Raw genomic sequence first — 25,142 nt, 5'->3', positions numbered from 1 at the left:
CGGCTCACAGTGCCGCCTCGATCGCCGGGATTCGCGCACGGAAGGCCGCGACACGGTCGCGGGTGCGCTGCGGCTCGCCGACGCGCCCGAGGTTGACGAACCCCTGGTCGCCGCGGGCCTGGCCCGCCTCGATCCGGTCGGACGCCGTCGACATGCGCTCGACGACGGCCTCGAGCACCGTCATCGGGCCCCACTCGCCGTAGGCGTCGACCAGGATGTCGAGGCGACGGGCGACGTCCTCGACCGGGATCTCGCGGTACAGCGGGATCGCGGTCCAGGCCATGAAGGCGAGGTCGTCGATCGCGCGTCCGGGCCCGGCCATGTCCCAGTCGATCATCGCGACGAAGTGCCCGCTCTGGATGATCCAGTTGTACGCGCCGGGGTCGTTGTGGCAGACGACCTGGTCGGCGGCGAGCTCGGCATCGCCCCCGCGCCAGGTCCGCACCCCGGACGGACGGAACCCCTCGACGACGTCGTGGAAGTCGCGCAGCCACGTCACGGCCTCCTCGAGGACCGTGTCGAGCACGACCTCGTCGTCGACCGGCACCCCGCGACCCTCGACGTGCTCGAGCACCTCGCGGCCCTCGTCGTCGACGCCGTGCAGCGCCGGGACGCCGCGCAGGCCCTCGGCGTCGAGGAAGGTCAGCAGCTCGTGCACCGCGGGCGTCCACGGGCCCGTCGGGCGACGCACCGTGCGGCCGATGCGGGTGACCCCACCGACCGCTCCGGGCAGGTGTTCAGCATCCTCTGGCACGCTGTCATCGTGGCACATTCGCACTCGCACTCCCACGCACCCGTCGATGCCGGACCGCCCCGTCGCGGCCTCGCGGTCGGCCTGTCGATGGTCGTCATGACGATCTCGGCGATCGCGGTCGTCGCGATGATCCTGCTGTGGCCCGATGCCGACCAGGTGCCGAAGGACCAGAACCCGTACAGCGGCGAGGGCGTCAGCACGGTCGACGCCACCGTCACGAAGGTCGAGCCGTTCGGGTGCAACAGCGGCGGCGAGGGTCCCGACGGCTCAATCGAGGTCGCCGGCGACTGCGCCCGCGTCACGGCCACGGTGCCCGGCGGCACCGGCACGTTCGAGCTCGACGCGTCCCGCTACAAGGCCGGCATCGAGCCCGGCGACGACATCTCGCTGATCCGCATCGAGCCGGCCGGCCAGGAGGCGTCGTACGAGTTCCTCGACTTCAAGCGCGGCGTGCCGCTCGTCGCACTGGCCGCGATCTTCGCGGTGCTGGTGGTGGCGATCGCCCGGTGGCGCGGGCTGTTCGCGCTGGTCGGGATCGGCGTGACGCTGCTGGCCGTCACCAAGTTCATGCTGCCGGCGTTCCTGGCCGGCGAGTCGCCGCTGGCCGTGGCGGTGGTCGGCTCGACCGTCATCATGATCGTCGTGCTGTACCTCGCGCACGGCATCTCGATCCGCACGACGTCGGCGCTCTTCGGCACGCTCGTCGGCATCGCGCTGACGGCTGCGATCGGCGTCGCCGCGACGGGGTGGTCGCAGCTCAGCGGCGTGGGGTCCGAGGACGACCAGCGGCTGATCGCGACGGTCCCCGACATCTCGCTGTCGGCGATCGTGGCCGGCACGATGGTGATCGCCGGGCTCGGCGTGCTCAACGACGTCACGGTGACGCAGGCCAGCGCGGTGTGGGAGATGCGGGCGCTCAAGCCCGCCGCCCGCGGTGCCGAGCTGTTCACGTCGGCGATGCGGATCGGGCGCGACCACATCGCGTCGAGCGTCTACACCCTCGTGTTCGCCTACGCGGGCTCGGCCATGACGATCCTGCTGCTCGCGACGGCGTACCAGCGCGGGCTGGCCGACCTCGCCACGACCGAGGAGATCGGCCAGGAGATCGTCCGCACGCTCGTGGGGGCGATCGGGCTCGTGCTCGCGGTGCCGATCACGACGCTGTTCGCGGTCTGGCTGGCCCCGCCGCGCACCGACGAGCCCGTCGGGGCGCCGGCGCGGCGCTCGGGCGGCAGCCACGCGGGCCCCGTCGGCGGCTGACGACCGCCCTGCGCTCGTCAGCCCGGTCGGCGTTCCGTCGAGGTTCGCGGACGCGGCGACGACTGCGGGGGTAGCATGGGGACACACCGACCCGCAGCGTGTCCCCGAGGGACGATGACTGCTCACGGGCCGTCGTGCGTGGCCCGTCCCGGGCCCACCGCACGACCGACGCCGCCGGACGCAGGTTTCCCGGCGGTCGACGACGGGTGACGCACCGGCCACGACGTCCGGACGTCGTGCGTCACGGCCCACGGGCAGGACGGTGCCGCCGTACCGCCGGACCGACGTCCGGCACTCCACAGGAGGATCTCTTGGCTCGACGAGGCCAGCGCCAGTCCGGCACGACCCGCACCGCCCCCCGGCAGGCGCGGGGCGCAGGCCAGCGACCGCTCGAGAAGGGCGACATCATCCGCGTGCTCGCCCGCGCCGTCCGCGAGGTCGAGGCCAAGGCCCAGCGTGGCCCCCTGTCCCCCGCCGGACGCACGAAGTTCCAGGTCGTGGCCGTGCTGGTCCGCGAGGAGCGCACACGCGTCAAGGCCGACAAGGACGCCAGCGAGGCGCACCGCGCCGAGCAGCTCAAGCGCCTCGACGGCGTCGCGACGATCCTCGCCCAGACCGTCGCGCTCGACCCCACGGTCTACCCCCTGCTCGACGAGAACGCGGTCTTCACCGATGCCGCCGACACGCTACGCAGCGAGATGCTGCAGGCCGCCGGTGTCGAGACACCCGTCGCCGACTCGTCCGACGCTGCCCCGGCCGTCGTGACCGAGCGGCGTGTCGTCCCGCAGTCGGTCGTCGCACGCCAGCTCGCCAACCCGTTCCTCGCGCCCGACTTCTCCGCCGTCGGCCAGCGCACCGCGAGCCCCAAGCGCCTGTCGACGTGGGAGCTGCTCGGCCCCCTGTTCCGCGCGTTCGAGTACGGCGGCGCGTCGTCGTGCATGCCGCTGCCCGAGCCCGGGTTCCTCATGACGCTCGGCGGCCTCGAGCTCATGCCACACCAGGCCCAGGTCGTCGCCGCGGCCGCCGAGGGGCACCGCACGTTCCTGCTCGCCGACGAGCCGGGCCTCGGCAAGACCGCACAGGCCCTGCTGGCCGCGCACGCCGCCGACGCGTACCCGCTGCTGGTCGTCGTGCCGAACGTCGTCAAGACCAACTGGGCCCGCGAGGCCGACATCTGGACGCCGAGCCGTAAGGCGACCGTGATCCACGGCGACGGCGACTCGATCGACGGCTTCGCCGACATCGTCGTCGTCAACTACGAGGTGCTCGACCGGCACGTCGGCTGGCTCGGCGAGTTCGGCTTCCGCGGCATGGTCGTCGACGAGGCGCACTTCATCAAGAACCGCACCTCGCAGCGCTCGAAGCACGCCCTCGAGCTGTCCGAGCGCATCCGCCACCGCACGGTGCGCCCGCTGCTGATGGCGCTGACCGGCACCCCGCTGATCAACGACATCGAGGACTTCCGGGCGATCTGGCAGTTCCTCGGCTGGATCGACGACAAGAAGCCCCTGGCCGAGCTCATGGAGCGGCTCGAGGACACCGGCCTCACGCCGGCCGACTCGGGGTTCTACTCGTCGGCGCGCACCAACGTCATCAGCATGGGCATCGTCCGCCGTCGCAAGGTCGACGTCGCGGCCGACATCCCCGCGCGCCGCATCGCCGACCTGCCCGTCGAGCTCGACGACGCCGTCGGCCGGTCGATCCGCGAGGCCGAGCAGGAGCTCGCGCGCCGCCTGGTCGCCCGCTACGACTCGGCGCTCGAGAACCGCACGTCGGGCGTCACGGTCGACGGCATCGACCACGACCTCGTCCGCAGCGTCGCGCGCTGGGAGCGCGAGGACGCCGACGACGAGAAGACCGGCCAGAACGTCTTCGGCATGATGCGTCGCATCGGCCAGGCCAAGGCCGGCCTCGCCGCCGACTACGCGGCCCAGCTGTCGCGCAACGTCGGCAAGGTCGTCTTCTTCGCCAAGCACATCGACGTCATGGACGTCGCCGAGGAGACGTTCACGCGTCGCGGCATCCGCTTCGCCTCGATCCGCGGCGACCAGACCGCGAAGACGCGCCAGGCGAACATCGACGCGTTCGTCCAGGACGAGGACGTCGAGATCGTGGTCTGCTCGCTGACCGCCGCTGGAGTCGGCCTCAACCTGCAGGTCGCGTCCAACGTCGTGCTCGCCGAGCTGTCGTGGACCGACGCCGAGCAGACGCAGGCGATCGACCGCGTCCACCGCATCGGTCAGGAGGAGCCCGTCACTGCGTGGCGCATCATCGCGGCGCAGACGATCGACGGCAAGATCGCCGAGCTGATCGACAGCAAGGCGAGCCTGGCGGCCCGGGCGCTCGACGGCTCGGACGAGGAGATCTCGTCGTCCGCCGACGTCCAGCTCGAGGCGCTCGTCGCGATGCTCACCGAGGCGCTCCAGGCCCGCTCCTGACGCACCGCTGGGCCCGTCCAACGCGAGCGTTGGACGGGCCCAGCGTGGTGCGCGAGCCGCTCGGGTCAGCGGTCGGGGTGGGCGTCCTGGTCGGGCCCGGCCTCGGCCGTCAGGTCGCCGGGACGACCCTCGCCGGTGTCGGACGCGTCCTCGGCCTCGACCGGGACGGGGCCGGGGTTCGCCAGCTGTCCGTCCTCCTCGGTCGTCTCGTCGGTGTTGTCGTTGCGGGCCTGCGTGGGATCTGTCGTCATGGTCGTGAGGTACCCCGCCAGGGCACGGCCAGACGCCCCCCGGGGTTTGACGACGGCGATTCGGGGGAATTGACCCTCTCAACACGGCGAGACCCCGCCGTCGCACCCAGGAGGTCCTCATGTCCAACCCGTCCACCGCCCCCGCGTCGAGCACGGCGCGCGTCCTCGTCATCGTGGCGTTCGTCCTCGACGCCATCGCCTTGGTCTTCCTGCCGATCATCCTCGGCCCGATCGGCGCCGTCCTCGGCTTCGTCGGGTACTCGCAGGGCGAGAAGAAGCTCGGCCTGTGGGCGGGCATCGGCGGCATCGCCGCGACGATCATCGGGATGGTCCTCGGCGCCCTCGTCTACAACGCCAGCAGCTGAGCGGCCCGGTCGGGCAGGCTCGGATGCCCGACCGCGGACGTCAGCCCGTCTGCGCCATCGCCTCGACCATGCCCTTGGTCGCGAGGACGTCGGCGAGCTCGTTGTCGGGCACGCCCGAGTGGCCCTTGACCCAGAACCACTCGACCTCGTGCCGGTCGCACGCGGCCTTGAGGCGCTGCCAGAGATCGACGTTCTTGACCGGCTGCCTCGACGCCGTGCGCCAGCCGTTCCTCTCCCACCCCGCGACCCACTGCGTGATGCCGCTGCGCACGTAGGTGCTGTCGGTGTGCAGGTGCACGGTCAAGGGACGTCGCAGGGCCTCGAGCGCCATGATGGGCGCGGTCAGCTCCATGCGGTTGTTGGTCGTCGCCGTGGGCTCGCCGCCGAACATCTCGCGCACGTGCTCGCCCTGGCGCAGCACCGCCCCCCAGCCGCCCGGGCCGGGATTGGGCGTGCAGCCGCCGTCGGTGTGGATGATCACGGGTGCCTCGGTCACCGGACCATCCTCGCAGGGGCCTACGTCTTCGGGCGGGTGCGCTGCCCGGGTGTCGACCACGCCGTGTGGCCGGCCTCGTAGTCGTCGACGCGCTCGGCGAGGAGCCGGCGGACGATCGCCTCGGGGACCTCCTGGTCCCAGCGGATCTTGAGCGCGCCCTCGATCGCGTCGTAGCCGGCCGCGATCGCCTCGTCGCGACGGTCGACGAAGAACGCCACCGGGAACCGCACCGAGCAGTGGTTCTTGAACACCTGCAGCGTCCACACCATGGTCTGCGCGGCATAGGCCGGGACGTTGAACTTCAGCGCCTCGACGATCTCGGTGCCCTCCGCCGCCTCGAGGCTCAGCGCCCGCAGCGCCTCGACGTGGGGGCGCTGGACGTCGTCGAGACGCGCGAAGAACTCCTCGACGCTGGCGACCTTGGGGGCGGGCATGCGCCGAGCATAGTCAGCCGGCCGTCGCAGGACCCGGGTCCTGCGACCCTTCTCCGCGATCGGCACCGCGCGCACTCCGCACGTGGGAGGATCACGGCCATGCCCGGCCCCCGACGGTTCTTCCTCGCCGCCCTTCTCGTGTCGGTCCTCGTCGTGGGCGGCTGCGGCTCGGACGCCCCACCGACCCCGGTGGCGACCGCCGGCCCCGACACCGGCACCGTGGCGCTGCACGGGGTCGTCTCGATGGACGGCAAGCCGTTGCGAGGCGCCTTCGTCGTCGCGACCCTGTGGCCCGAGGACACCTCGGACGTCCCCGAGGGCGGGGTCGTCGACACCCTCGACCTGCCGACCGTCACGACCGGCGACGACGGCGCCTACGTCGTGCGCATCGACCCCGACCGGCTCGCCAGCCGGTACTTCGGCGGCGACTACCTGAACGTCGACCTGCGGTTCTCGACGACGACGTCCATGAGCTCGTGGTCCACGACGGTCGACCTGGTGGACGACCGCGTGTGGCGCAGCACCGACCGGGCGAGGGTCGGGGACCCCGTCCGGCGCCTGGACGTCGATCTCGGCCGCAGGACCATCACGACCGAGGACTCGCTGGGCGAGAAGGAGAAGTCCGACCTGCCGGTCTACTGACCGCCGCGGTGTCGTCTCCCGGCGCGGCGGGCCCGTACGATCGACCCCGTGCCGACGAGCAGGAAGGCCGCGACCCACGCGCGACGCCGCAAGCGCCGCATGGCCGCGGTCGAGCACGACCTCAGCGCCGACCAGTGGTACGCGCTGATGGAGGCGTGGGGCGGCTGCGCCTACTGCGGCGGCGACGGCGCCGCGCTGCAGAAGGACTGCATGCTGCCGATCTCCCGAGGCGGTCGGTACACCCTGACGAACGTCGTGCCGGCCTGCGCCTCGTGCAACGCGAGCAAGTGCAATCTCGAGGTCACGACGTGGATGCGCCGCAAGAAGCTCGACGAGCGGACGTTCCTGCTGCGGCAGGTCGAGGTCGTCGGGATGCTGCGATGACCGGGCTGACCGCCACCGAGGCCCTGCTCGCCGCGAGCGGTCTCCACCTCGGCTTCCAGGCCGTCGTCACGGTCGTCGTGTACCCCGCGCTCGCGTCGACGACTGCCGACCGGTGGCACGAGGTGCACGCGGCGCACTCGCGGCGCATCTCGTACGTCGTCGGACCGCTGTACGTCGTCGTGGCCGCCGCCTGCGTCTGGGTGCTGGTCGCCGGCCCGCACACGGCGTGGACCTTCGCGGCCCTGGCAGGTCATGCGGTCGCGGCAGGGACGACCGCGGCCGTGGCGGCACCCGCGCACGGCCGTCTGGGGCGCGACGGACCGTCGGACCGGGAGGTCGGGCGGCTGCTCGTCGCCGACCGCGTCCGGCTCGCGGCGACGGCGGCGGCGTTCGTCGCCGCGCTGCTGGCCTGAGGGTCGCGGCACGTCCGCACCGCTGCGAGGATGGTCGGGTGCGTCGTGCCGTGACTCCCCTGCTGGCCGTGACGGTCGCGATGGTGCTGGCCGACTCGGCGGTCGTGACGCTCGCGCTGCCCGACATCCTGCTCAACCTCGACGCGACGGTCGGTCAGGTCGCGTGGGTGCTGATCGCCTACAACCTGGTGCTCGGGCTCGCCGCCGTGCCGGCTGCCCTCGTGCTCGAGCGGACGCAGCCGCGCCTGCTCGCCGCCGTGGGCATCGCGGTGTTCGCGGGCGCCTCGGCGTGGTGCGCCGTCGCCGGCTCGATCGAGGTGCTGGTGCTCGCCCGGTGCGTGCAGGCGCTGGGCGGTGCCCTGGCCCTCGTCGGGTGCCTCGAGCAGCTCGTCACCGAACGGGGCGAGCGCCGCGGCGTCGCGACGTGGGTGACGGCCGGCGTCGTCGGCACGGCCGCGGGGCCCGTCGCGGGCGGGCTCCTGACGCAGGCGATCTCGTGGCAGGCGATCTTCGTCGTTCAGGTCCCCTTCGCGCTGCTCGCGGTGCCGGCGGCGCTCGCGTCGTCCGACCGACCCGCCCGCCCGACCGACCGGCACCGCCCCGCCGTCCGCGCGAACGTGACCCTCGCGCTGATGTCCGCGGCACTGACGGCGGCACTGTTCCTGCTGGTGCTGCTGCTCGTGGAGGGTTGGGGACGTTCGCCCGCGACCGCCGCCGTCACGGTGTCCGTCGTGGCGGTCGCCGCGGTCGCGGCACCCGTGCTGGTGCGCCCGTTCCGTCCCCCCGCCACGGTCGAGGTGGGGGTCGGCTGCTTCCTGGTCGCCGGCGGCCTCGCGGGCCTCGCGCTGCTGCCGTCGTCCGACCTGGCCTGGACCGTCGCCCCGCAGGTGCTGGTGGGGCTGGGCCTGGGGCTCACGGTCGACCGGCTCACGTCGCAGGCGATGGACCTGCGCCTGCCGCGGGCGCGTCATGCCGGCTGGACGATCGGTGCCCGGCACCTCGGGGTCGTCGTCGGTCTCGCGGTGCTGACCCCCGTCTTCACCTCCGACCTGCAGGACGCGCAGGCACCCGCCGAGCAGGCCGTCACGGCGCTCGTGATCGACGCGCCGCTCCCGGCCGACGACCGGATCGCGGTCGCCAAGGCGCTCGGCGACGCCCTCGTCGGCCAGCGAGGCCAGGTGCCCGACCTGGCGCCGGCCTTCGCCCGGCTGGACGTCGACGCGTCGGACCGTCCGGCGCTCGCGCGGCTCGAGCGCGATCTCGACGACCAGCTCGAGCGGGCCGCCAACCGGGCGTTCCGCGACTCGTTCCTGATCGGGGCCGCGATCGCGCTCGCGGCCCTGCTGACCGTCGTGCTGCCGCGACGCCGGAGGACGTCGTGAGGGCGCCGCGCTGGATCGGCCTGCCGCTCGTGGCCGTGCTGCTGGTCGTCGCGACGATCGGCGCCCAGCTCGCGCACGGCGGCGGGACGTACGAGCCGTTGCGGCCCGCCGACGCCTGCGTCGAGCGTCCCGTCACGACGCAGGCCGACGGCATCGACGGCCTGACCGAGCGGCTCGTGCTGATCGGGCTCGACGACGCCGCGTGCACGCTGGGCACCAGCCGCGAGTCGCTGACCCTGCAGCTCGCCCGCTCGGACGAGCCGACGCGCGCCCAGGTCGACGCGCTCCGCGACGGCCTGCGGTCGGCGGTGGCGCGCATGAAGGCCGACGGCACGCTGCCCGAGGCGTCGGCACTGGTCGACGAGGTGCTCGACTCGGCCGACCTGAACGGCCTGCTCGAACGGGTGATCCGGGCGCTGCCCGACTCCGTGATCGACGGCGCGCTGAAGACCGACGACGTCCTGGACCGCACGATCGACCAGCTCGACGTCCGCGCCGTGCTGGACGACGTCGACGACCCGTCGGCGTTGAACGACCGCATCGAGACCGCCGTGACGCAGGCCGTGAAGGACTCGCTGAGGGCCCGCCTGCGCGACCTCGTCTGACACCGGAGCCGCCTGCGTGGCGGTGACGGATCTCGCGCGTTCTGCACGGATCCGGTCGCTCGGTCGGGTGTCCGTGGCGCGGGGTAGATTCCCGACCGTCCGTGCCCCGACCCGAAGGACGCCCATGAGCCGGCCGTCGCTGTCCCGCCTTCCCGGCGACCGCGTGCTGGTCGTCGACGGCGAGGCGCGGCGGGAGATCGCGGTCGACGACCTGCCGGCCCTCGTCGCCGAGCGCGAGACCGATCCTGCGTCGTCACCGCGCTGGGTGTGGGACGACACGGCCCGCTGGTACCCCACCCTGCTCGCCGCGGGCGTGAGGGTCGGACGCTGCCACGACCTGCGCCTGGCCCACCACGTGCTGCGCCGTGCGCCCGCCGCCGGCCAGCGCCTGCTCGACGGCGAGCAGTCCGAGCTGTGGGACCGGCTCGGCCCCTCGACCGAGGCGGCCCCGGCCCTGTTCGCCGTCGACGACCCGTCCGAGCACCTGCGTGCCGACCTCGAGGACGCACGCCAGCTCGCGGTCGTCCGGGCCAGCGACGAGTCGACCCGCCTCGGCCTGCTGCTGGCGGCCGAGTCGTCCGGCGCCCTGGTCGCGGCCGAGATGACGTTCGCGGGCGTGCCCTGGCGCGCCGACGTCCACGACCGCCTGCTGACCGAGCTGCTGGGGCCGCGTCCCCTGCGCGGCATGCGTCCCCGGCTCCTCGAGGCCGTCGCCGACGAGGTGCGCCGCGCGCTCGCGTCGCCCGACCTCAACCCCGACTCCCGGGCCGAGCTGCTGGCGGCCCTGCGACGCGCCGGCGTCGACGTGCCCGACGTGCGCGCGTCGACCCTGCGCGCCGTCGACCACCCCGCCGTCGACGTCCTGCTGCGCTACAAGAACCTGGCGCAGCTGGCCAAGACCAACGGCTGGGCGTGGAGCGACCAATGGGTCTCCGGGGGTCGCTTCAGGCCGTCGTACCAGCCGGCGGGCTCCTCGACGGGTCGGTGGTCGTCCAACGGCGGCGGAGCACTGTCGCTGCCCGCGCAGGTGCGCGCAGCGGCCGTGGCCGATGACGGCTGGCGGCTCGTCGTGGCCGACGTCGCGCAGCTCGAGCCCCGCGCCCTCGCGGGCATGAGCGGCGACGAGGCGCTCGCGGCCTCGGCCCGTGGGGCCGACCTCTACCAGTCGATGGCCGACGACGGTGCGGTCGCGAGCCGGCTCGAGGCCAAGATGGGCCTGCTCGGTGCGATGTACGGCGCCACCAGCGGGGGCAGCGGCCGGCTCGTCGCCTCGCTGACGAAGCGCTACCCGGCCGCGTTCGGCCTGGTCGAGGAGGCGGCCCGCGCCGGCGAGCGGGGCGAGCTGGTGCGGACGCTGCTGGGCCGTGGGGCCCCGCGGCTCGGCGAGACGGACGACGTCGACCCCGACGACCCGGCCGTCGACCCGGCCGGTCGAGCCCGCGACCGGCGCGCGTACGGGCGGTTCACCCGCAACTTCGTCGTGCAGGGCACCGGTGCCGAGTGGGCGCTGTGCTGGATCGCCGACCTGCGCCACCGGCTGTGGAAGCTGGGCGCAGCAGGAGGTCTGGCCGACCGGCCCCACCTCGTGTTCTTCCTGCACGACGAGGTCGTCGTGCACGCGCCGGCCGGGCTCGCCGAGCAGGTCGTGCAGCACCTGGAGCAGTCGGCGGCCGCGGCCTCGGCCCTGCTGTTCCGCGACCTCGCGATCGACTTCCCGCTGACGACGTCGATCGTGCGCTCGTACGCCGACGCCGGGAAGGCCGGCACCGGCACGCAGTGACGCAGGACACCTAGATCTTACGAAACGGACCCGTTCCGTTTCGTGCTACGGTCACTGGGTGCCTGATGCAACCATCTCGACCGACGAGTCGCCCAAGGGTCGTCCCCGCGACCCGTCCCGCGACGCGGCGATCATCGAGGCCGCGCTCGACCTCCTCGTGCGTGACGGGTACGACCGGCTGTCGATGGAGGGCGTCGCGGCCCTGGCCGGCGTCGGCAAGGCGACGCTGTACCGGCGGTGGAGCAGCAAGGCCGAGCTCGTCATCGACGCCATGGCGACGGTCAAGCCCTCCGTCGACTCGATCGACTCCGGAACCCTCGACGGCGACGTCGACCTCCTGGTCGCCGCGTCGTGCAGCCCGCCGAGCGAGCGGCTCCTGCAGGTCATGGCGAGCATCTGCTCGGCCCTCCCCCGCGAGCCCGACCTGCTGGCGGCATTCCGCTCGCGCTTCACCGAGCCGCGCATCGCCGTGATCACCGCGGTCCTGCAGCGCGCGCGGCACCGCGGCGAGCTCGCGGCGGAGGTCGACGTCGACATGGCCGCGAGCCTCGTCCCGTCCCTCATGCTCCAGCGGGTGCTGATGACCGGACAGCCCGCCGGACGCGCCTACGCCGAGAAGGTCGTCGGCGGCGTCCTGCTGCCCGTGCTCGGCCTCCCCCCACGCCCCCCTTCCTCCCCCACCCCCCACGGAGACACCCGATGAACGACGCACCCCCCTCCCACGCGACCCGCAACGGCGGGCTCGCCCTGGCCGTGATCTGCGTCGCGCAGCTCATGGTCGTGCTCGACGCCACCGTCGTGAACGTCGCGCTGCCCAGCATCCGCACCGACCTCGACTTCTCGGCCAACAACCTCACCTGGGTCGTCACGGCCTACTCGCTGGCCTTCGGCGGGCTGCTGCTGTTCGGTGGGCGTACCGGAGACCTCTTCGGACGCCGGCGGATGTTCATGATCGGCATCGCGGTCTTCGCGGTCGCCTCGCTCGTGGGCGGGTTCGCGACCAGCGAGGCGATGCTGATCATCGCCCGCGCGGCTCAGGGCGCCGGTGGCGCCATCGCGGCGCCCACCGCGCTGGCCCTGCTCGCGACGACGTTCACCGAGCCCGCCGCCCGGGCCAAGGCGTTCGGCCTGTTCGCGGCGATGGCCGCATCGGGCGGCGCCCTCGGCCTGCTCCTCGGCGGCGTGCTGACCGACTACGCGAGCTGGCGCTGGGCCCTGTTCATCAACGCCCCCATCGGCGCGGTCGTGCTGTTCCTCGCCCCGCGCGTCCTCAACGAGTCGCAGGGCTCCGACAGCCGGCTCGACCTGCCCGGCGCCATCTCCGTCACGGCCGGCATGTCGACGCTCGTCTACGGGCTCACCAAGGCCGCCGACGACGGCTGGGGCTCGACCACCACGATCGTGACGCTCGCCGTCGCCGTGGCGCTGCTGGTGGCGTTCGTGCTGATCGAGCACCGCAGCAAGCACCCGCTCATGCCGTTCCGCATCTTCGCCGACCGCAACCGCACCGGCGCCTACCTGATCATGCTGTTCCTCGCCGCGGCCCTGTTCACGACGTTCTACTTCCTCGCGCAGTACCTGCAGAACGTCCACGGCTGGAGCCCCCTGCACACGGGCGTCGGATTCCTGCCGATGCCGGCCACGATCATGTTCATGTCGATCGTCGTCGTGCGCCGCCTGATCCCTCGTCTCGGCATCCGTCCGTTCCTGACGGTCGGTCCGATCCTGGCGATCGCGGCGATGCTGTCGTTCTCGCAGCTCGACGCGAGCAGCAGCTACTGGCCGTTCCTCGGCTCGATCCTGCTGCTCGGCGTCGGCATGGGCTGCAGCTTCGTGCCGCTGACCATGACGGCCGTCAACGGCGTCGCACCGCACGAGACGGGACTCGCCTCGGCACTGCTCAACACCGGTCAGCAGGTCGGCGGTGCGATCGGCCTGGCCGTCTTCGGCACGGTGTTCGCGCACGCGACGAGCGACCGCGCCGCCGAGCTGGGAGGTCGCGCCAGCACCGCCGCGGGGCAGGCGGACGTCTTCGTGGCGGGCCAGCAGCACGCGTTCCAGGCCGCGATCGTCGTGACGGCGCTGGCCCTGGTCGCGTCGCTGACGCTGATCCGCGTCAACAAGGTCGCGCCGCCCACTGGGGCGGCCACCCCGGCGATGGCCGACTGAGGTCGGTCGACGGGCCCGCTACGAGGTGCAGCGGACGAAGGCGTCGAACCAGACGTCCGAACCCGTCGACCCCGTCGTGCGGTCCGACAGGGTCAGCGAGCCGGCCCCGCTGATGTCGCGCTCGGCGGCCGGACCGCCGTAGGGGCCGGACGGCGTGGGCCCGACCGACTCGGAGACGACCGTCGCACCGTCCACGGCGATCTCCGCCTGCATCTGGTCGGTCTGCGCCCCCTCGGGTGCCAGGCCGACCCGGTGGAACAGCCGGATGCACGAGCCGCCGAGGCTGAACGACGCCGACGAGTCACCCACGGGCGACGTCGTGGACGAGGTCTTGACCAGCACGCCGTCGAGCGTGGTGAAGGTGCGGTAGGCGAGCGCACCGCTGGTCAGCGCGAGGTCCTGGACCCGGATGTCCTTGTACGACGTCGTCGTGAACTGGCGGACCACCGTGCTGCGCAGGATCGACCCCGTGGTGCCCGGGCCGGTGACCACGCGCAGCGGGGCCTGACGCTGCCCGACGGCCTGCATCGCGCCGGTGAACGTCCAGGCGCCGGACGCGTCGACGGCGACCGCGCCGTACAGCCGCGACCACGCGCCGTCCTTCAGCTGCTCGACGCCGAGGCCGTCGTTCATCAGCGCCGAGCGCCACCGCGGGTCGGAGGTGCCCGACACGGTGAGGGGGGCCTCGTCGACGCCGAAGCGCGCCGTCACCGGGCTCTCGGCGGGGGCCGTCACGCCCGACCACGACGCGACCCTGACGTCGCCGTCGGGCTTGATGACGGTGTGCCGCACCGACGAGCTGCAGCGCTTGGCCTTGCCCGTGCCGATGCACACGCGGTAGGTCAGCTTCCCCGCCGACCGCGTCGTCAGCCGGGCCGTGAACCGGCCACTGCTGCGCACCGTGGCCGTGCGGGCCTTGACCCAGTTGTACTTGGCGGACCTGCGGACCTGCAGCGTGACCTTGGTGCCCTTGCGCGCGCGGACGACCTTGCCCGTCAGCACGGCCTTCTTGCCCTGCTCGACCGTCGACACCTTGAGCGACGTGACGGCCGGGCGGGACGCCGCGGAGGCGGGCGCGGACAGCCCCGCTCCGACGAGGAACAGGGTGAGGCAGGCGATGACGACGGACTTGACCATGCGGACACGATAGTCGCAGGCGAGACCGGTTGTCTGCGAGACCGTGAAGGCCCCACCGTCGTCGACGGTGGGGGCGTCCCTGTCACGTCGATGGGGGTCTTGCCGCCCTGCAGCAACGACAGCATCGTCGTCTCGTCGTTGCTGCCGGAGAGCTTGCCGAGCTCGGTGACGACCGGGTTGAGCGGGGCCAGCCACGTCAGGGCCTTCTCGAAGCGGGGCAGGACGGCGTCGCGCAGCGTGCCGACATCGAGCTCGAGCCTGCCGTGGTCGAGTGGGTGCGTCAGCGTCCACCACGACGACGCAGGTGGACGCCGGCGCACCGCCCCGGTGGGGAGGTGCGCCGGCGTCAGGGCTCAGCGCTCGCAGACGAAGCCGGCGCGACCCGGGTACTTCGAGATCCGCTCGCGCGTCGGCACGGCCAGCTCGGACGAGCCCACGGAGCCGGACGACCGGACGAGCTCGCGCAGCGTCCTGACCATCGACGAGCTGGACTCGTCCAGGACCTTGCCCGAGCCGCGGCCCGTGCGGCACACCTTGAACGCGTTGGCCTTGCCGTTCCAGTCGATCAGGCGGTCGCCCTGACCGGTCCGGCTGCGTCCCGAGTCGCCCTCGTCGGCCTGCAGGCCGTCGGCGCCGGACCCGCCGTACAGCAGGTCCTTGCCGTTCGTGGTGCGACGGCGGCCGTCAGTGTCCTGCAGGGGCGCCGCCGCCCGCCACAGGGCCGAGTGGCCGCCGCGACGCTTGACGTCGAGCAGGTCGTTGCCCTCCCCGCCGAAGACACGGTCGTGGCCCACGCCGCCCCAGAGGGCGTCGGCGCCGTTGCCACCGAAGACGGTGTCGTCGGCGGCTCCCGCGTTGACGACGTCCCGGCCCGCACCGGCGTGGATCGAGTCCGCGCCGCCGTCGCCGAGCAGCAGGTCGTCGCCGCCCAGCGTGGACTGGGTCGTGGTGACGACCCGGACGAGGCCGCCACGCGGCCTGACCAGCTCGCGCACGAACGACTTCTTGTCCTTCAGGACCCGGTTGATCGAGCCGAACCGCGCGGCGGGGGTCGGCACGTCGACGCCTTGGTCACCGACCAGGGCATCGTCGCCGTCGCCGCCCGCGAGGACGTCGCCGGGGACGCCGATCCCGCCGAACGACTGTCCCGGACGCTTCGTGCGGGTGCTGTCGAACTGTCCGTACAGGTCGTCGTCACCCTGCCCGCCGACCAGCGAGTCACTGCCGGCCCAGACGCCCGGCTGGCGATCGGCCATCGCGACGGTGCGCACGGCGTGCGGGCCCGAGGCCCCGCCGCCGAGGATCGCGAGCGGCCCACCACGGGTGATCCGTCCGTTGTCGCCCAGCAGGACGTCGCGGGCGTCGCCGCCGACGAGCGAGTCGTTGCCGTCGAGCAGCGTCGCCGCCGAGCTGTCGGTCGTGCCCGCAGGCGGGCTCAGCAGGCGGTCGACGACGGAGGAGCCGGAGACCGAGATGATCGAGCCGGTACGGCTGGAGCCACCACCGACCAGGTCGTCCTCGCCGGCGCCACCCGCCAACGAGTCGGCGCCGTCGCCACCCTCGAGGTAGTCGGTGTCGTCGCCACCGGTCAGCGCGTCGGCGCCGCCCTGGCCGAACACCAGGTCACGTCCCGCGTCGCCGTCCAACGAGTCGTTGCCGCTCGTGCCGCTGCGCGCCGCCTTGGACGCCGTGCCCAGGTCGAACAGCTGCACCGAGCGCATCGGCGTGCCGTCGATGCGCGTGATGGACGTCAGGTCGATGCGGGCGTTGTCGCCCGCGACGACGTCGTCGCCCGAACCGCCCGACACGACGTCGCGCGCGTCGAGCTGGCCGCTGCCGTCGCGGTCCGGCGTGATGCGGCCGTCGCTGGACGACGTGCCGCCCGTGAGGACGTCGTCGCCCGCGTCACCGAAGAGGGTGTCGAGATCGGCACCGCCCTCGATGACGTCGACGTCGTCGCCGCCCGACACCGTGTCGGTGCCGCTCTGGCCGAACAGCCGGTCCCGGCCCGCGCCGCCCGCGATCGTGTCGCCACCTGACGTCCCGCCCGCCGGCGAGTCGCCCGGCGCCGGGGCGTCGAACAGCTGCACGAACAGCGAGAGGCCGTCGGCCGGCCGGCCGTTGTCGCCGAGCACCGTGTCGTCGCCCGCGCCTCCGGACAGCGTGTCCTTCGCGTCGAGCGTCTTGTCGGTCCACGAGCCACCCACGATGCGATCGGCGCCGTTGCCGCCGTCGACCGTGTCGGTGCCCGCCCCGCCTTCGACCGCGTCGTCGCCGTCGCCGGCGTCGATCGTGTCGTCGCCGCTCTGACCGAGCACGAGGTCGGCGTCGCCGCCGGCTCGCATCGTGTCGTCGCCGCTGGACCCCGCGGTCGGGGTCGACGTCGGGGTCGGGACGTCGAACAGCGTGATCGCCACGCCGCTGCGGATGCTCTGCCAGCGCTCACGGACGTCGTCCGTGACCTGCAGACGCGCGTTGTCGCCGACCATCACGTCGGAACGGTCCTCGTCGTCGACGCCCTCGTCGCCGACGACGGTGTCGCCTGCGTCCGGGACGCCTTCGGCGGTGCGGTCGGTCGTGACCGCGCCGGTCGTCGACGAGCCGCCGACCAGGAGGTCGTAGCCGTCGTCGCCCTGCACGAGGTCGGCGCCGGGGCCGCCCTCGACGACGTCGTCGCCCGGGCCGCCGTGCGTCGCGTCGTCACCGGTCTGGCCGAACACCCAGTCGTCGCCCACGCCACCGAAGACCTGGTCGTCCTTGCCGGCCGTGGCGGGGGTGTCGAGCAGCGTCACGCCGAGGCCCGGGATCGCCGTCTTGGCCATCGCCGCGCGGGTCAGCGCGGCGTTGCCGCCGACCACCACGTCGTCCTCGCCGTCACCCAGCACCTCGTCGGCGCCGTCGGGCGCGTCCTTGGTGGAGCTGCCGCCGGCCAGGAGGTCCTCGCCCGCGCCGCCGCGCACGACGTCCGCATCGGCGTTGCCGTACAGAATGTCGTCGCCGACGTCGCCGGCCACGAGGTCGTCGCCCGCGTCGCCGTGCACGGTGTCGTCGCCCTCGCCACCGCGCACGAGGTCGTTGCCGTTGCCGCCGAAGACGTTCACGTCGTCGCCCGCTCCGGCGTCGATGTAGTCGGCTCCCTCGCCACCCGACAGGCGGGTGTCGACCTCGTCGCCGCCCAGGATGCAGTCGCCGTTGCCCGTGGCGCCGGTGATCCCTGCCAGCGGGATGGATCCGGTGTCGCCGAGCACGCCCTTCTTGCGCGCCGTGATCCTGCCGTCGCCGTCGAGGTCGACCAAACCGTCGGAGAAGACGACGTCACCGGCGAAGCCCGTGAAGTTCTTGCTCTCGTCGTCGGGCGCCTTGACGACGCCTCCCTTGACCGTCAGGCCCTCGAGCGTGCCGTCGTCGTTGCCGGCCAGGTCACCGTCGAGGTCGATCCTGCCGCCGACCACGCTGGTCGAGACGGCGCACACGACGTCGCGTCCCGTCGATGTCTTGTCGGCGTCGACCGCCGCGACGGCGGAGGTGCCCTTGGCCTCGTCGCCGTCGACGACGTCGAGCCCCTTCTCGCCGAGCAGCAGGTCGGCGCCCGCGCCGCCGGCGATCGTGTCGTCGCCGGTGCCGCCGCGCACGAGGTCGTCGCCCGCGTCGCCGCCCAGGTCGTCCTTGCCGCCGAAGCCGTAGATCCGGTCGCGTCCCGACCCACCGCGCACGACGTCGTCGCCCTGCTGCTTCGTGGGGACGTCGGTGCCGTCGCCCTCGAGCAGGTCGTCCCCGCCGCGGCCGCAGACGCGGTCCTTGCCGCCGCCGCCCGAGAGCGTGTCGCTCCCGCCGCCGCCGATCACGACGTCGTCCTCGCCGCCGCCGGTCACCTGGTCGGGCCCGACCTCGCCGGACTCGCCGTCCTTCTTGCACTGAGCGGCGATCGTGTCGTCGTCGAGGGGCGCGATGGTCGGGATCTGGTCGACCTTCACGGCGACCAGGTCGCCGGTCGCGTCGGTGCCCGTGACGTCCACCGAGGTGGTGGCTTCCAGCTTCGCCGCGTCGTCGGAGTAGGAACCGCCGACCACGACGTCCGAGCCGTTGCCGCCGGTCACCCGGTCGGCACCGTTGCCGCCGACGACCAGGTCGCCGGAGTCCAGCGTCGGACGGATCAGATCGGCCTTCGCGATCTCGAACTGGCCGGCCGGGTCGGCACCGATGCCGCCGTCGAGCGTGTCGTCACCCTCGCCGCCGCGCACCTCGTCGGCGCCGGCGCCGCCGTTGACGCGGTCCTTGCCGCCGTCGCCGAACACGCGGTCGGTCCCCTGGCCGCCGTCGATCGTGTCGTCGTTCTCGCCACCGCGCACGACGTCGTCGCCGAGGCCGGTGCGGATCGCGTCCTTGCCGTCGCCGCCGCTCACGTCGTCGTTGCCGTTGCTCGTCTCGATCGTGTCGTCCTCGCTGCCACCCCTGATGACGGAGCCCAGCGAGAACGTCGGTGCGACGTACCCGTCGTCTCCGGGGCCGAGGATCTGGGGCTGGCCGTCGACCGTGGTGACGGCAGGCATCGGGTACATCGTGATGGTGTCGGATCCGTCGGATCCGTCGGCCGCGATGATCGTGCCCGTGGGCACGGTGTAGTTCTGGACCAGGTTGAAGGCCGTGACCTGCAGCTGGACCTCGCCGTCCTTCGGCTGCCCCACCTGGCGCACCGAGAACTTCTCGGTCTTGTCCTCGCCGTAGCCCTTGCGCTCGTCGGTCCTCGCACCCATGTTCAGGTACAGCGTGCTGCCCGTGCGCTCCGTGCCGCTGCTGTCGGTGACCGTCGCGGAGGCTGCCGGCGTGGCCAGCACCGGCTCGTCGACCTTGCAGTTGAACTCGAAGAGCTTGAAGCGCGGGCTCCGCACGATGTCGAAGGACTCCTCGATCGTGTAGAAGAGCAGCTCGATCTGGAAGTAGAACTGCAGCACGAACGAGATGCCCGACGAGACGTTGAACGCGCACGACGGCCCGTTCGACGCCCCTGCGAACTCGTCGCTGTAGATCTTGCCGTCCCCGTTGGGGTCGAACGCGTCGAGCGAGAGGTCGAGCGTGACGCCGCCCTGGATGCCGGCCGACACGATGCCGATGCTGATCGCGGCGCCCGCCGTGACCGTGAACGTCAGCTGGATCTCGGGGACGTCCTCGCCGTCCTCGAGGTCGTCGATGTAGAAGCCGTCGCTGAACAGCGAGGGCTTCTCCTTGGCCTCGACGATCTTGCGGAACCCGGCGACGTCGCCGGTGCTGAGCCGCTCGATCCGGCGCGACAGACCCCTGGTGTCGAAGCCGAAGGCGAAGCGGCCGTCGAACTTGACCTCACCGCCGATCGTGGCCGTGACGGGGATCGGTCCGACCGCGAAGGGACCGAAGTTCTTGGTGACGCCGCCCTTGATGCCGGCGTGACCGAGGTCGACGTACAGCATCGTGGCGTCGCCGGTGTCCTGCAGCAGGTTGAAGATCTGGCTGGTGTCCTGCAGGACGGGCAGCGACACGCTGGGCAGGCTGATGTAACCGGGCTTCTTCTTGTCCGGCTCGACGTCGTCCTTCTTGATCTCCTTGCCCTTCGCGTCCTCCTTGGGCTTCTCGCCCTTGAGGTACTGCTTGGACTTGTCGAGCTTGCCCGTCTCGCACCGCTTGCTGCCGCCGCTCGTGGCGGCCTTGCCGTCCTGGTCGCCGTCGGTCGTCGCGCCCGTCTTCGCCTTCGCGGTGTCCTTGTCGCTGCACGAGCCGCCGCCGACGCCCACCTCGTAGGGCTTGACCTTGAAGCCGCCGATGTCGTTGGCGCCGATCGTGCGCAGGTCGACCTTGCCCGCGGGGACGCCGGCCGCGACGTTCTGCAGCTGCAGCAGGTTGATGATCAGGGTGATCGGCGTGTCCTTCTTCGCCAGCAGCGTCAGCATCGACGTCGGGCCCTTGCCGACGAGCTCCGACAGGTCGCTGACGACCGGGATCGGCTTCGACAGCTGCTCGACGGCCGGGTTGAGCGGGGCGGTCCAGGCGAGGGCCTTCTTGAAGCCCGGCAGCACCGCGTCGTTCAGGGTGCCGACGTCGAGCTTGAGCTTGCCGTAGCTGACGCCGTCGCCGTAGCCGCCGCCGGTGCCGCCGCCCGACCAGTCCAGGTCGATGCCGCCGACGACGTCGACGAAGCCGACCTTGCCGGCGAACGACTCGAAGTAGGCCGAGACCTTGCCGTCACCCGAGACCGTGCGGACGAACTCGCGCTCCCGCTTGGCGAGCGCCGGGACGTACGACGTGTCGGAGCCGTCGGTGGCAGCCCCCAGGTTGACCTTCGTCGTCGCGGCGACGAACGTGGCGGGCGTGCTGCTCGTCGACCGGTCGACGAGCACCGCCGGGAACTTGCCGACGAAGGCGTCCATGCAGCGAGGCTTGGTGGTGGCGCTCTTCAGGGGCACGGAGCCGTTCCTGAGGGCGGCGCTGGGGTTCTCGCTCGCGGTCCATGCCGCCGAGCGGGTCCAGTCCGAGCACCTGTCGGCGGCGTACTCGCCGAGGTCGGCCTTGACGTCGACCTTCAGCAGCGGGTCGGCGTCGCTGTTGTGCGCGAGCGTCACGAACGAGCCCTTGCCGCGGGCGACGCCGAGCGTGACCTTCAGCGAGTAGGCGGCCGTCGCGGGCACCGTCAGCTGCGACACGATCGTCGAGCCGATCGGACCGAGCTGGAACGGCACGGGGACGGACGTCTTCGCCGGGGTCTCGCCGGTCAGCGTGATGGGCACCGAGATGCGCTCGACGTCGGCGACGGTCTTGTCGGCGGCGCAGGCGACGTCGCCGGTGCAGCGGATGACGGGGGTGCCGGTGGTCCCGGCCAGCTTCTTGCCGGCCAGGCCGTCGCGAAGGGTCGTGAGGGCCTTGCCGAGCTCGGTCTCGAGCGTGCTGACCTTGTCGGTCTCGGCGACCGACGTCTCGACGGGCTCCAGGCTCGTCCGCACGAGCGAGACGTACTTCGTGACGTCGTCGGCGACCTCGACCCCCGCGTCGAGGTCGGTGCCCACCAGCGGCAGGCTCACGGGCTTGTCCTCGGCGTTCGCGATCTGGTCACCGTCGAGCGCGTCGCGGAGCGTCTTGTTCATCGCGCCGAGGCCCTCGGCCAAGAAGCGGTACGCGATCGGCTTGGCCTTCATCGACCCGCCGGTGCTCACGGCGCCCTCGTCGGCCGTGAGCGCGACGTCGAGCGCGGGCACGTTCGAGGCGCTGTCGAACGGCAGCTTGATGCACGCCGCGATCTGGGCGGACTTCGGCGTGCTGCCGCAGCCCTGCGCCTGGCCGGCGACGGAGCGCGTCTGCTCGAGGTTCTTGGCGAAGTCGGCGATCGGCGTCCACGAGTCGGCCGAGCCGGCGGGGCTCGTGACGGACTTGACACCGATGCCCACCTGCACGTCGGCCTTGGCGCCGGTCGTGAGCCGGGACGAGCCGAAGTCGACAGGCGCGCCGGCCAGCAGCTGACGGGTGCCGTCGAGGTTGTCGACACCGGTGATCTGCTCGACCGTCCCGGTGTCGCCGCGGACCACCGACGTCGCCGTCGCCAGGTCGACGCCGAAGGCGAAGGTCGCCATCGACCCGACGCCGACGGTCGGGCTCGCGACCTCGGCGTTGTTGTAGATCTTGACGTCGCTGTCTCCGACGCCGAAGGACAGCGGCAGCTTCTCCGTGCCCGCGGTGGTCACGGTGGTCTCGAGCTGGAGTCGCTGCTGGGCGACGTCGAGCGTGAACTTGAGCTGGGGCTTGCTGCTGTCCGCGTTCTGGACCTTGCCCGGCACCGACTTCAGCGCGGTGTCGAAGGCCGTGAAGAACTCCTGCATCGTCGCGGCGCGCGACACGGTCGACGTGGTCGCCGGCAGCGACACCGAGGGTGCCTCGGCGTTGGCGACGTCCTGGACCTGGCTGATCGCGACGCCCAGACCGTCACGGGCGGCGCTGAGCTCGGTGGGCAGCACGTCGACGAGCGGGAACGCCTTGTTGGACTTCTGGCCGCCCACCGGGGTGCTCAGGGTGCTGTGCAGGCCTGCGAGGTCGTCGAGGACGATGTCGCGCAGGGCGTCCTGGTCGCCGTCGATGACGTAGGGGTGGCCCTTCGCGGCGACGCCCTTGCCGGCGAGCGGACCCTGGCGGCACGTCAGCTCGGTGGCGCTCACGACGAGGTACTGCGTGCAGATCGTGCTGCTCTGCTCGCCACCCAGGTCGTACAGCGGTCGGTTGACGACGCGGTCGGCGGCGGCGACCTTCTCGAGGCCGAACTGCGTCACGAAGTCGGCGCCGGGGTCCTTGATCGTGCCGTCGCCCGATCCCTCTCCCATCACGCCCTGGCGCGCGGGGACGATGTCGAGCAGGCGCAGGGCGTCGTACGCGCCGCCGGTCTTCACGGTCGGCAGGGCGCTCGGCCGCAGATCGGCCCAGGTGGCGGTCACGGTGCCCTGCTTGCCGATCGGCCGGGAGCCGCCGGCCTGCTCGGAGTCCTGCACCGCGAGCTCGGCCGACGCCGACAGGCCGCGCTTCGCGCTGGGCGCGGTCTTCTCGGTGGGCTCCAGGAGGCCGCCGACCGTGGCGGCGCCGTCGACCTCGTCCTTGCTCGGGAGCGCGACCGTGGTGGTGGGGATCGTGACCTTCGCCGCGTCACCGTTGCTCTTCGTCGAGTACGCGGTCACGTCGACGTCGGTCTGGAGGAAGCCGATGCGGGCGACCATGGCGGCCTGGCCGTCCTTGGGCATCGAGGCCGATGCGTCCTCGACCTGGTAGACCAGGCCGCCGTCGCCGGGCACCAGGTAGAAGGCCGGTCCCGCCGGGGCCGGCTGGCCGGCGACGGGGGCGGCGGAGCTGCCGAGGCCGATGCCGAAGTCGGCCGCGAACCGTCGCTTGCCGAGCGTCACGGTCGCCGCGCCCTCCTCGGGCGTGACGACGGTCGTGCCGCCGTCCGGGGTCGGACGGTCACCGCTGGGCAGGCACCGGCGCGGCGTGCTGTCCTTGGCGGCCTGGCACAGGCCCGACAGGCCGGTGAGCGGCGCGAGGTTGCCGCTGCCGCCGGTGGGCACCCTGGTGCCCTCGCTCTGCGCGTCGAGCGACTGCTCGACCTCGACCGTCAGGGCCTTCTTCGTCGCGTCGTACGAGACGCCTCCGCCGAGGCCGAGTCCACCGATGGCCTGGCCGAGGGCCTGGATCGACGGCACCGCGGACCGGGCGACGTGCTTCTTGCCGTCGTCGCCGCGGAACTCGACCCGCAGCGTCGGGAACCCGTCGCCGCCCTTGACCTCGACGTTGCGGGTCGGGGTCGTGCCGACGGAACCGGCGAGGTTCTTCGGGTCGATGGAGACGCCCTTGTCGGGCGACGACCACGTGATCCCCGGGTCGCTCTTGTCGACGTCGAGGCCCGCGCTCGTGGCCTGGCAGTACCGCACCTCACCGGGACGGGGAGCACCCGACGGAGGAGAGGTGTCCGCGGCGCCGCAGACGATCGTGGCGGTGGCCTGCTCGGTCAGCAGCCCCAGCAGGTCGCTGGTCGGCGAGTACAGGTCGGTCAGCGAGCGGTCGAGCAGAGGGAACGACTGGTCGACCGAGCTCTCCACCGCCTGCAGGGCGCCCGTGTACTGCGTGAAGCCGGTCAAGGCCTGCAGGCGCGTCAGGGACGCGAGGTCCTTCAGGACGTCGCTGCGCTCGATCTTCGGCGCCGCGTAGGTCGTGGCGTCCGAGGCGCGCGTGCCGACCGAGATCGAGCCCGTCGCCTGGTCGCTCATCGACGTGCTCAGGTCGATCGTCGTCCTGACGGCGTTCTCGCCGGGCCGCTCGGTGGTCGTGAAGAGGTCGGTGGCGCTGCTGAACTCGAAGTCCTCGGTCGTGATCTGGCCACGGCCGTTGGGGTCGCGCATCGCGAGCTCGGTCGTGGCGTCGATCGTGGCGTCGCCCTCGGCGTCCATCTGGACGAAGCCGTCGATCACCGAGAAGCCGGGGATCGTGACCTTCTGGCCCGTCGTCGACGAGCTGCCGTCCTCGCGCGACCAGACGTGGGTCGTCAGGGTGGGGTCGCCGACGACCGCGAACCGTCGCAGCGAGATCGCGTCCGGGTCGTACCGGAACCGGATCGTCGCCTTCAGCGACGCCGCCAGGTCTCCACCGAGCCGCGCGGTACCGAACTGGATCGCGTCGTCCTTGTAGGTCAGCGCCGCCTTGCGCGCACCCTGCAGGTCGATCGTCAGGTCCCACTCGCGACTCGCCGCCGGAGCACCCTTCAACCGGTCCGCGTCGGCCACCTTCGTGACCTTGACCGCCGAGTCCTTGAAGGCCTGGTCGAGCGTGTCGAGGGTCGCGTCGCCGTCGGTCGCGAGCGCGTCGTCGACCGCCGTGCCGACCGCCGTGTCGAGCGACAGCAGATCGCGCACGGACGTGTCGGTCAGCGGCAGGTCGTCGGACAGGGCCGGCTGCTGGCCCACCGCCGCGATCGCCTGACCCAGGTGGATCAGACCCACCCGCACCTCGGCGACGTCCTTGGGCTGGGTCGTGACGGCGGCTGCGGCCGGCGACGTGCCGAACAGCGGGACCACCAGCGACAGGGCGGCCACGGAGGCCACCGCTGCCGTGCGGCGGGGGGTGAGGAAATGCGGCCGC

17 protein-coding genes are annotated in these 25,142 nt (G+C 72.5%); 11 read left to right on the top strand and 6 right to left on the bottom strand.

Features of this window, described 5'->3' with window-relative positions:
- Positions 1-4: 4 nt before the first annotated feature.
- The gene (locus ASD10_RS15600) at positions 5-754 is read right to left on the bottom strand and encodes a phosphotransferase (RefSeq protein ID WP_235502053.1); all 750 of its coding nucleotides are present in this window, start codon (positions 752-754) and stop codon (positions 5-7) included.
- A gap of 9 nt (positions 755-763) precedes the next feature.
- Here ASD10_RS15600 and ASD10_RS15595 point away from each other — a divergent pair, with 9 nt between their 5' ends.
- Positions 764-2,014: a YibE/F family protein gene (locus tag ASD10_RS15595; protein ID WP_157432683.1), complete on the top strand. Its 1,251-nt coding sequence runs from the start codon at positions 764-766 to the stop codon at positions 2,012-2,014.
- Between the two features lie 311 nt (positions 2,015-2,325).
- Positions 2,326-4,452, top strand: coding sequence for a DEAD/DEAH box helicase (locus tag ASD10_RS15590; RefSeq protein WP_056611021.1), 2,127 nt, complete (start codon positions 2,326-2,328; stop codon positions 4,450-4,452).
- Positions 4,453-4,517: 65 nt separating this feature from the next.
- On the opposite strand, the gene ASD10_RS15585 is transcribed toward ASD10_RS15590, so the two are convergent.
- Positions 4,518-4,703 (bottom strand): hypothetical protein, encoded by a 186-nt coding sequence (locus ASD10_RS15585; RefSeq protein WP_056611018.1) that lies wholly within the window; start codon positions 4,701-4,703, stop codon positions 4,518-4,520.
- A gap of 119 nt (positions 4,704-4,822) precedes the next feature.
- On the opposite strand from ASD10_RS15585, the gene ASD10_RS15580 reads away from it, so the two are divergent.
- Complete coding sequence (locus ASD10_RS15580) at positions 4,823-5,068, top strand: hypothetical protein (protein ID WP_056611015.1); 246 nt, start codon at positions 4,823-4,825, stop codon at positions 5,066-5,068.
- 40 nt (positions 5,069-5,108) lie between these two features.
- Here ASD10_RS15580 and rnhA read toward each other — a convergent pair whose 3' ends face one another.
- Together rnhA and ASD10_RS15570 are read right to left on the bottom strand one after the other, a co-directional pair.
- A complete protein-coding gene (rnhA, locus tag ASD10_RS15575; RefSeq protein WP_056611012.1) occupies positions 5,109-5,564 on the bottom strand; it encodes a ribonuclease HI in 456 nt (151 codons plus the stop codon).
- 20 nt (positions 5,565-5,584) lie between these two features.
- Entirely contained in the window at positions 5,585-5,998 is a 414-nt protein-coding gene (locus ASD10_RS15570; RefSeq protein ID WP_056611009.1) for an iron chaperone, read from the bottom strand.
- Between the two features lie 99 nt (positions 5,999-6,097).
- Here ASD10_RS15570 and ASD10_RS15565 point away from each other — a divergent pair, with 99 nt between their 5' ends.
- The 8 genes from ASD10_RS15565 to ASD10_RS15530 all read left to right on the top strand — a co-directional run bounded on the left by ASD10_RS15565 (position 6,098) and on the right by ASD10_RS15530 (position 13,373).
- Positions 6,098-6,640, top strand: coding sequence for a hypothetical protein (locus ASD10_RS15565; RefSeq protein WP_056611005.1), 543 nt, complete (start codon positions 6,098-6,100; stop codon positions 6,638-6,640).
- A 48-nt stretch (positions 6,641-6,688) separates the two neighbouring features.
- A complete protein-coding gene (locus ASD10_RS15560; RefSeq protein WP_235502046.1) occupies positions 6,689-7,024 on the top strand; it encodes an HNH endonuclease in 336 nt (111 codons plus the stop codon).
- Positions 7,021-7,437, top strand: a complete 417-nt coding sequence (locus ASD10_RS15555) for a hypothetical protein (protein WP_200938336.1) — start codon at positions 7,021-7,023, stop codon at positions 7,435-7,437. Before ASD10_RS15560 ends, ASD10_RS15555 begins: the two co-directional genes overlap by 4 nt.
- A gap of 38 nt (positions 7,438-7,475) precedes the next feature.
- On the top strand, positions 7,476-8,819 hold the full coding sequence (locus ASD10_RS15550; protein ID WP_056611002.1) for an MFS transporter: 1,344 nt from the start codon (positions 7,476-7,478) through the stop codon (positions 8,817-8,819).
- Positions 8,816-9,424 (top strand): hypothetical protein, encoded by a 609-nt coding sequence (locus tag ASD10_RS15545; RefSeq protein ID WP_056610999.1) that lies wholly within the window; start codon positions 8,816-8,818, stop codon positions 9,422-9,424. The genes ASD10_RS15550 and ASD10_RS15545 overlap by 4 nt, the downstream gene beginning before the upstream one ends.
- Before the next feature lie 124 nt (positions 9,425-9,548).
- Positions 9,549-11,204 (top strand): bifunctional 3'-5' exonuclease/DNA polymerase, encoded by a 1,656-nt coding sequence (locus ASD10_RS15540; protein ID WP_056610996.1) that lies wholly within the window; start codon positions 9,549-9,551, stop codon positions 11,202-11,204.
- 58 nt (positions 11,205-11,262) lie between these two features.
- Complete coding sequence (locus ASD10_RS15535; protein WP_056610994.1) at positions 11,263-11,907, top strand: TetR/AcrR family transcriptional regulator; 645 nt, start codon at positions 11,263-11,265, stop codon at positions 11,905-11,907.
- Positions 11,904-13,373, top strand: coding sequence for an MFS transporter (locus tag ASD10_RS15530; protein WP_082556336.1), 1,470 nt, complete (start codon positions 11,904-11,906; stop codon positions 13,371-13,373). Before ASD10_RS15535 ends, ASD10_RS15530 begins: the two co-directional genes overlap by 4 nt.
- Positions 13,374-13,391: 18 nt before the next feature.
- On the opposite strand, the gene ASD10_RS15525 is transcribed toward ASD10_RS15530, so the two are convergent.
- On the bottom strand, positions 13,392-14,510 hold the full coding sequence (locus tag ASD10_RS15525) for a hypothetical protein (protein WP_056610991.1): 1,119 nt from the start codon (positions 14,508-14,510) through the stop codon (positions 13,392-13,394).
- A 353-nt stretch (positions 14,511-14,863) separates the two neighbouring features.
- Positions 14,864-25,096 carry a calcium-binding protein gene (locus tag ASD10_RS15520; RefSeq protein ID WP_157432682.1) on the bottom strand — a complete coding sequence of 3,411 codons (10,233 nt, stop codon included), beginning with the start codon at positions 25,094-25,096 and terminating at the stop codon, positions 14,864-14,866.
- Positions 25,097-25,142: the final 46 nt, after the last annotated feature.

It is taken from the genome of Aeromicrobium sp. Root472D3, assembly GCF_001426485.1.
Classification (GTDB): Bacteria; Actinomycetota; Actinomycetes; order Propionibacteriales; family Nocardioidaceae; genus Aeromicrobium.
This window is presented reverse-complemented; position numbering and strand designations above follow the sequence as displayed.

Coding starts and splice junctions, on each gene's coding strand:
- ASD10_RS15555 (WP_200938336.1), top strand. CDS start 7,021: ATGACCGGGCTGACCGCCACCGAGGCCCTGCTCGCCGCGAGCGGTCTC.
- ASD10_RS15580 (WP_056611015.1), top strand. CDS start 4,823: ATGTCCAACCCGTCCACCGCCCCCGCGTCGAGCACGGCGCGCGTCCTC.
- ASD10_RS15530 (WP_082556336.1), top strand. CDS start 11,904: ATGAACGACGCACCCCCCTCCCACGCGACCCGCAACGGCGGGCTCGCC.
- ASD10_RS15585 (WP_056611018.1), bottom strand. CDS start 4,703: ATGACGACAGATCCCACGCAGGCCCGCAACGACAACACCGACGAGACG.
- ASD10_RS15570 (WP_056611009.1), bottom strand. CDS start 5,998: ATGCCCGCCCCCAAGGTCGCCAGCGTCGAGGAGTTCTTCGCGCGTCTC.
- ASD10_RS15565 (WP_056611005.1), top strand. CDS start 6,098: ATGCCCGGCCCCCGACGGTTCTTCCTCGCCGCCCTTCTCGTGTCGGTC.
- ASD10_RS15525 (WP_056610991.1), bottom strand. CDS start 14,510: ATGGTCAAGTCCGTCGTCATCGCCTGCCTCACCCTGTTCCTCGTCGGA.
- ASD10_RS15540 (WP_056610996.1), top strand. CDS start 9,549: ATGAGCCGGCCGTCGCTGTCCCGCCTTCCCGGCGACCGCGTGCTGGTC.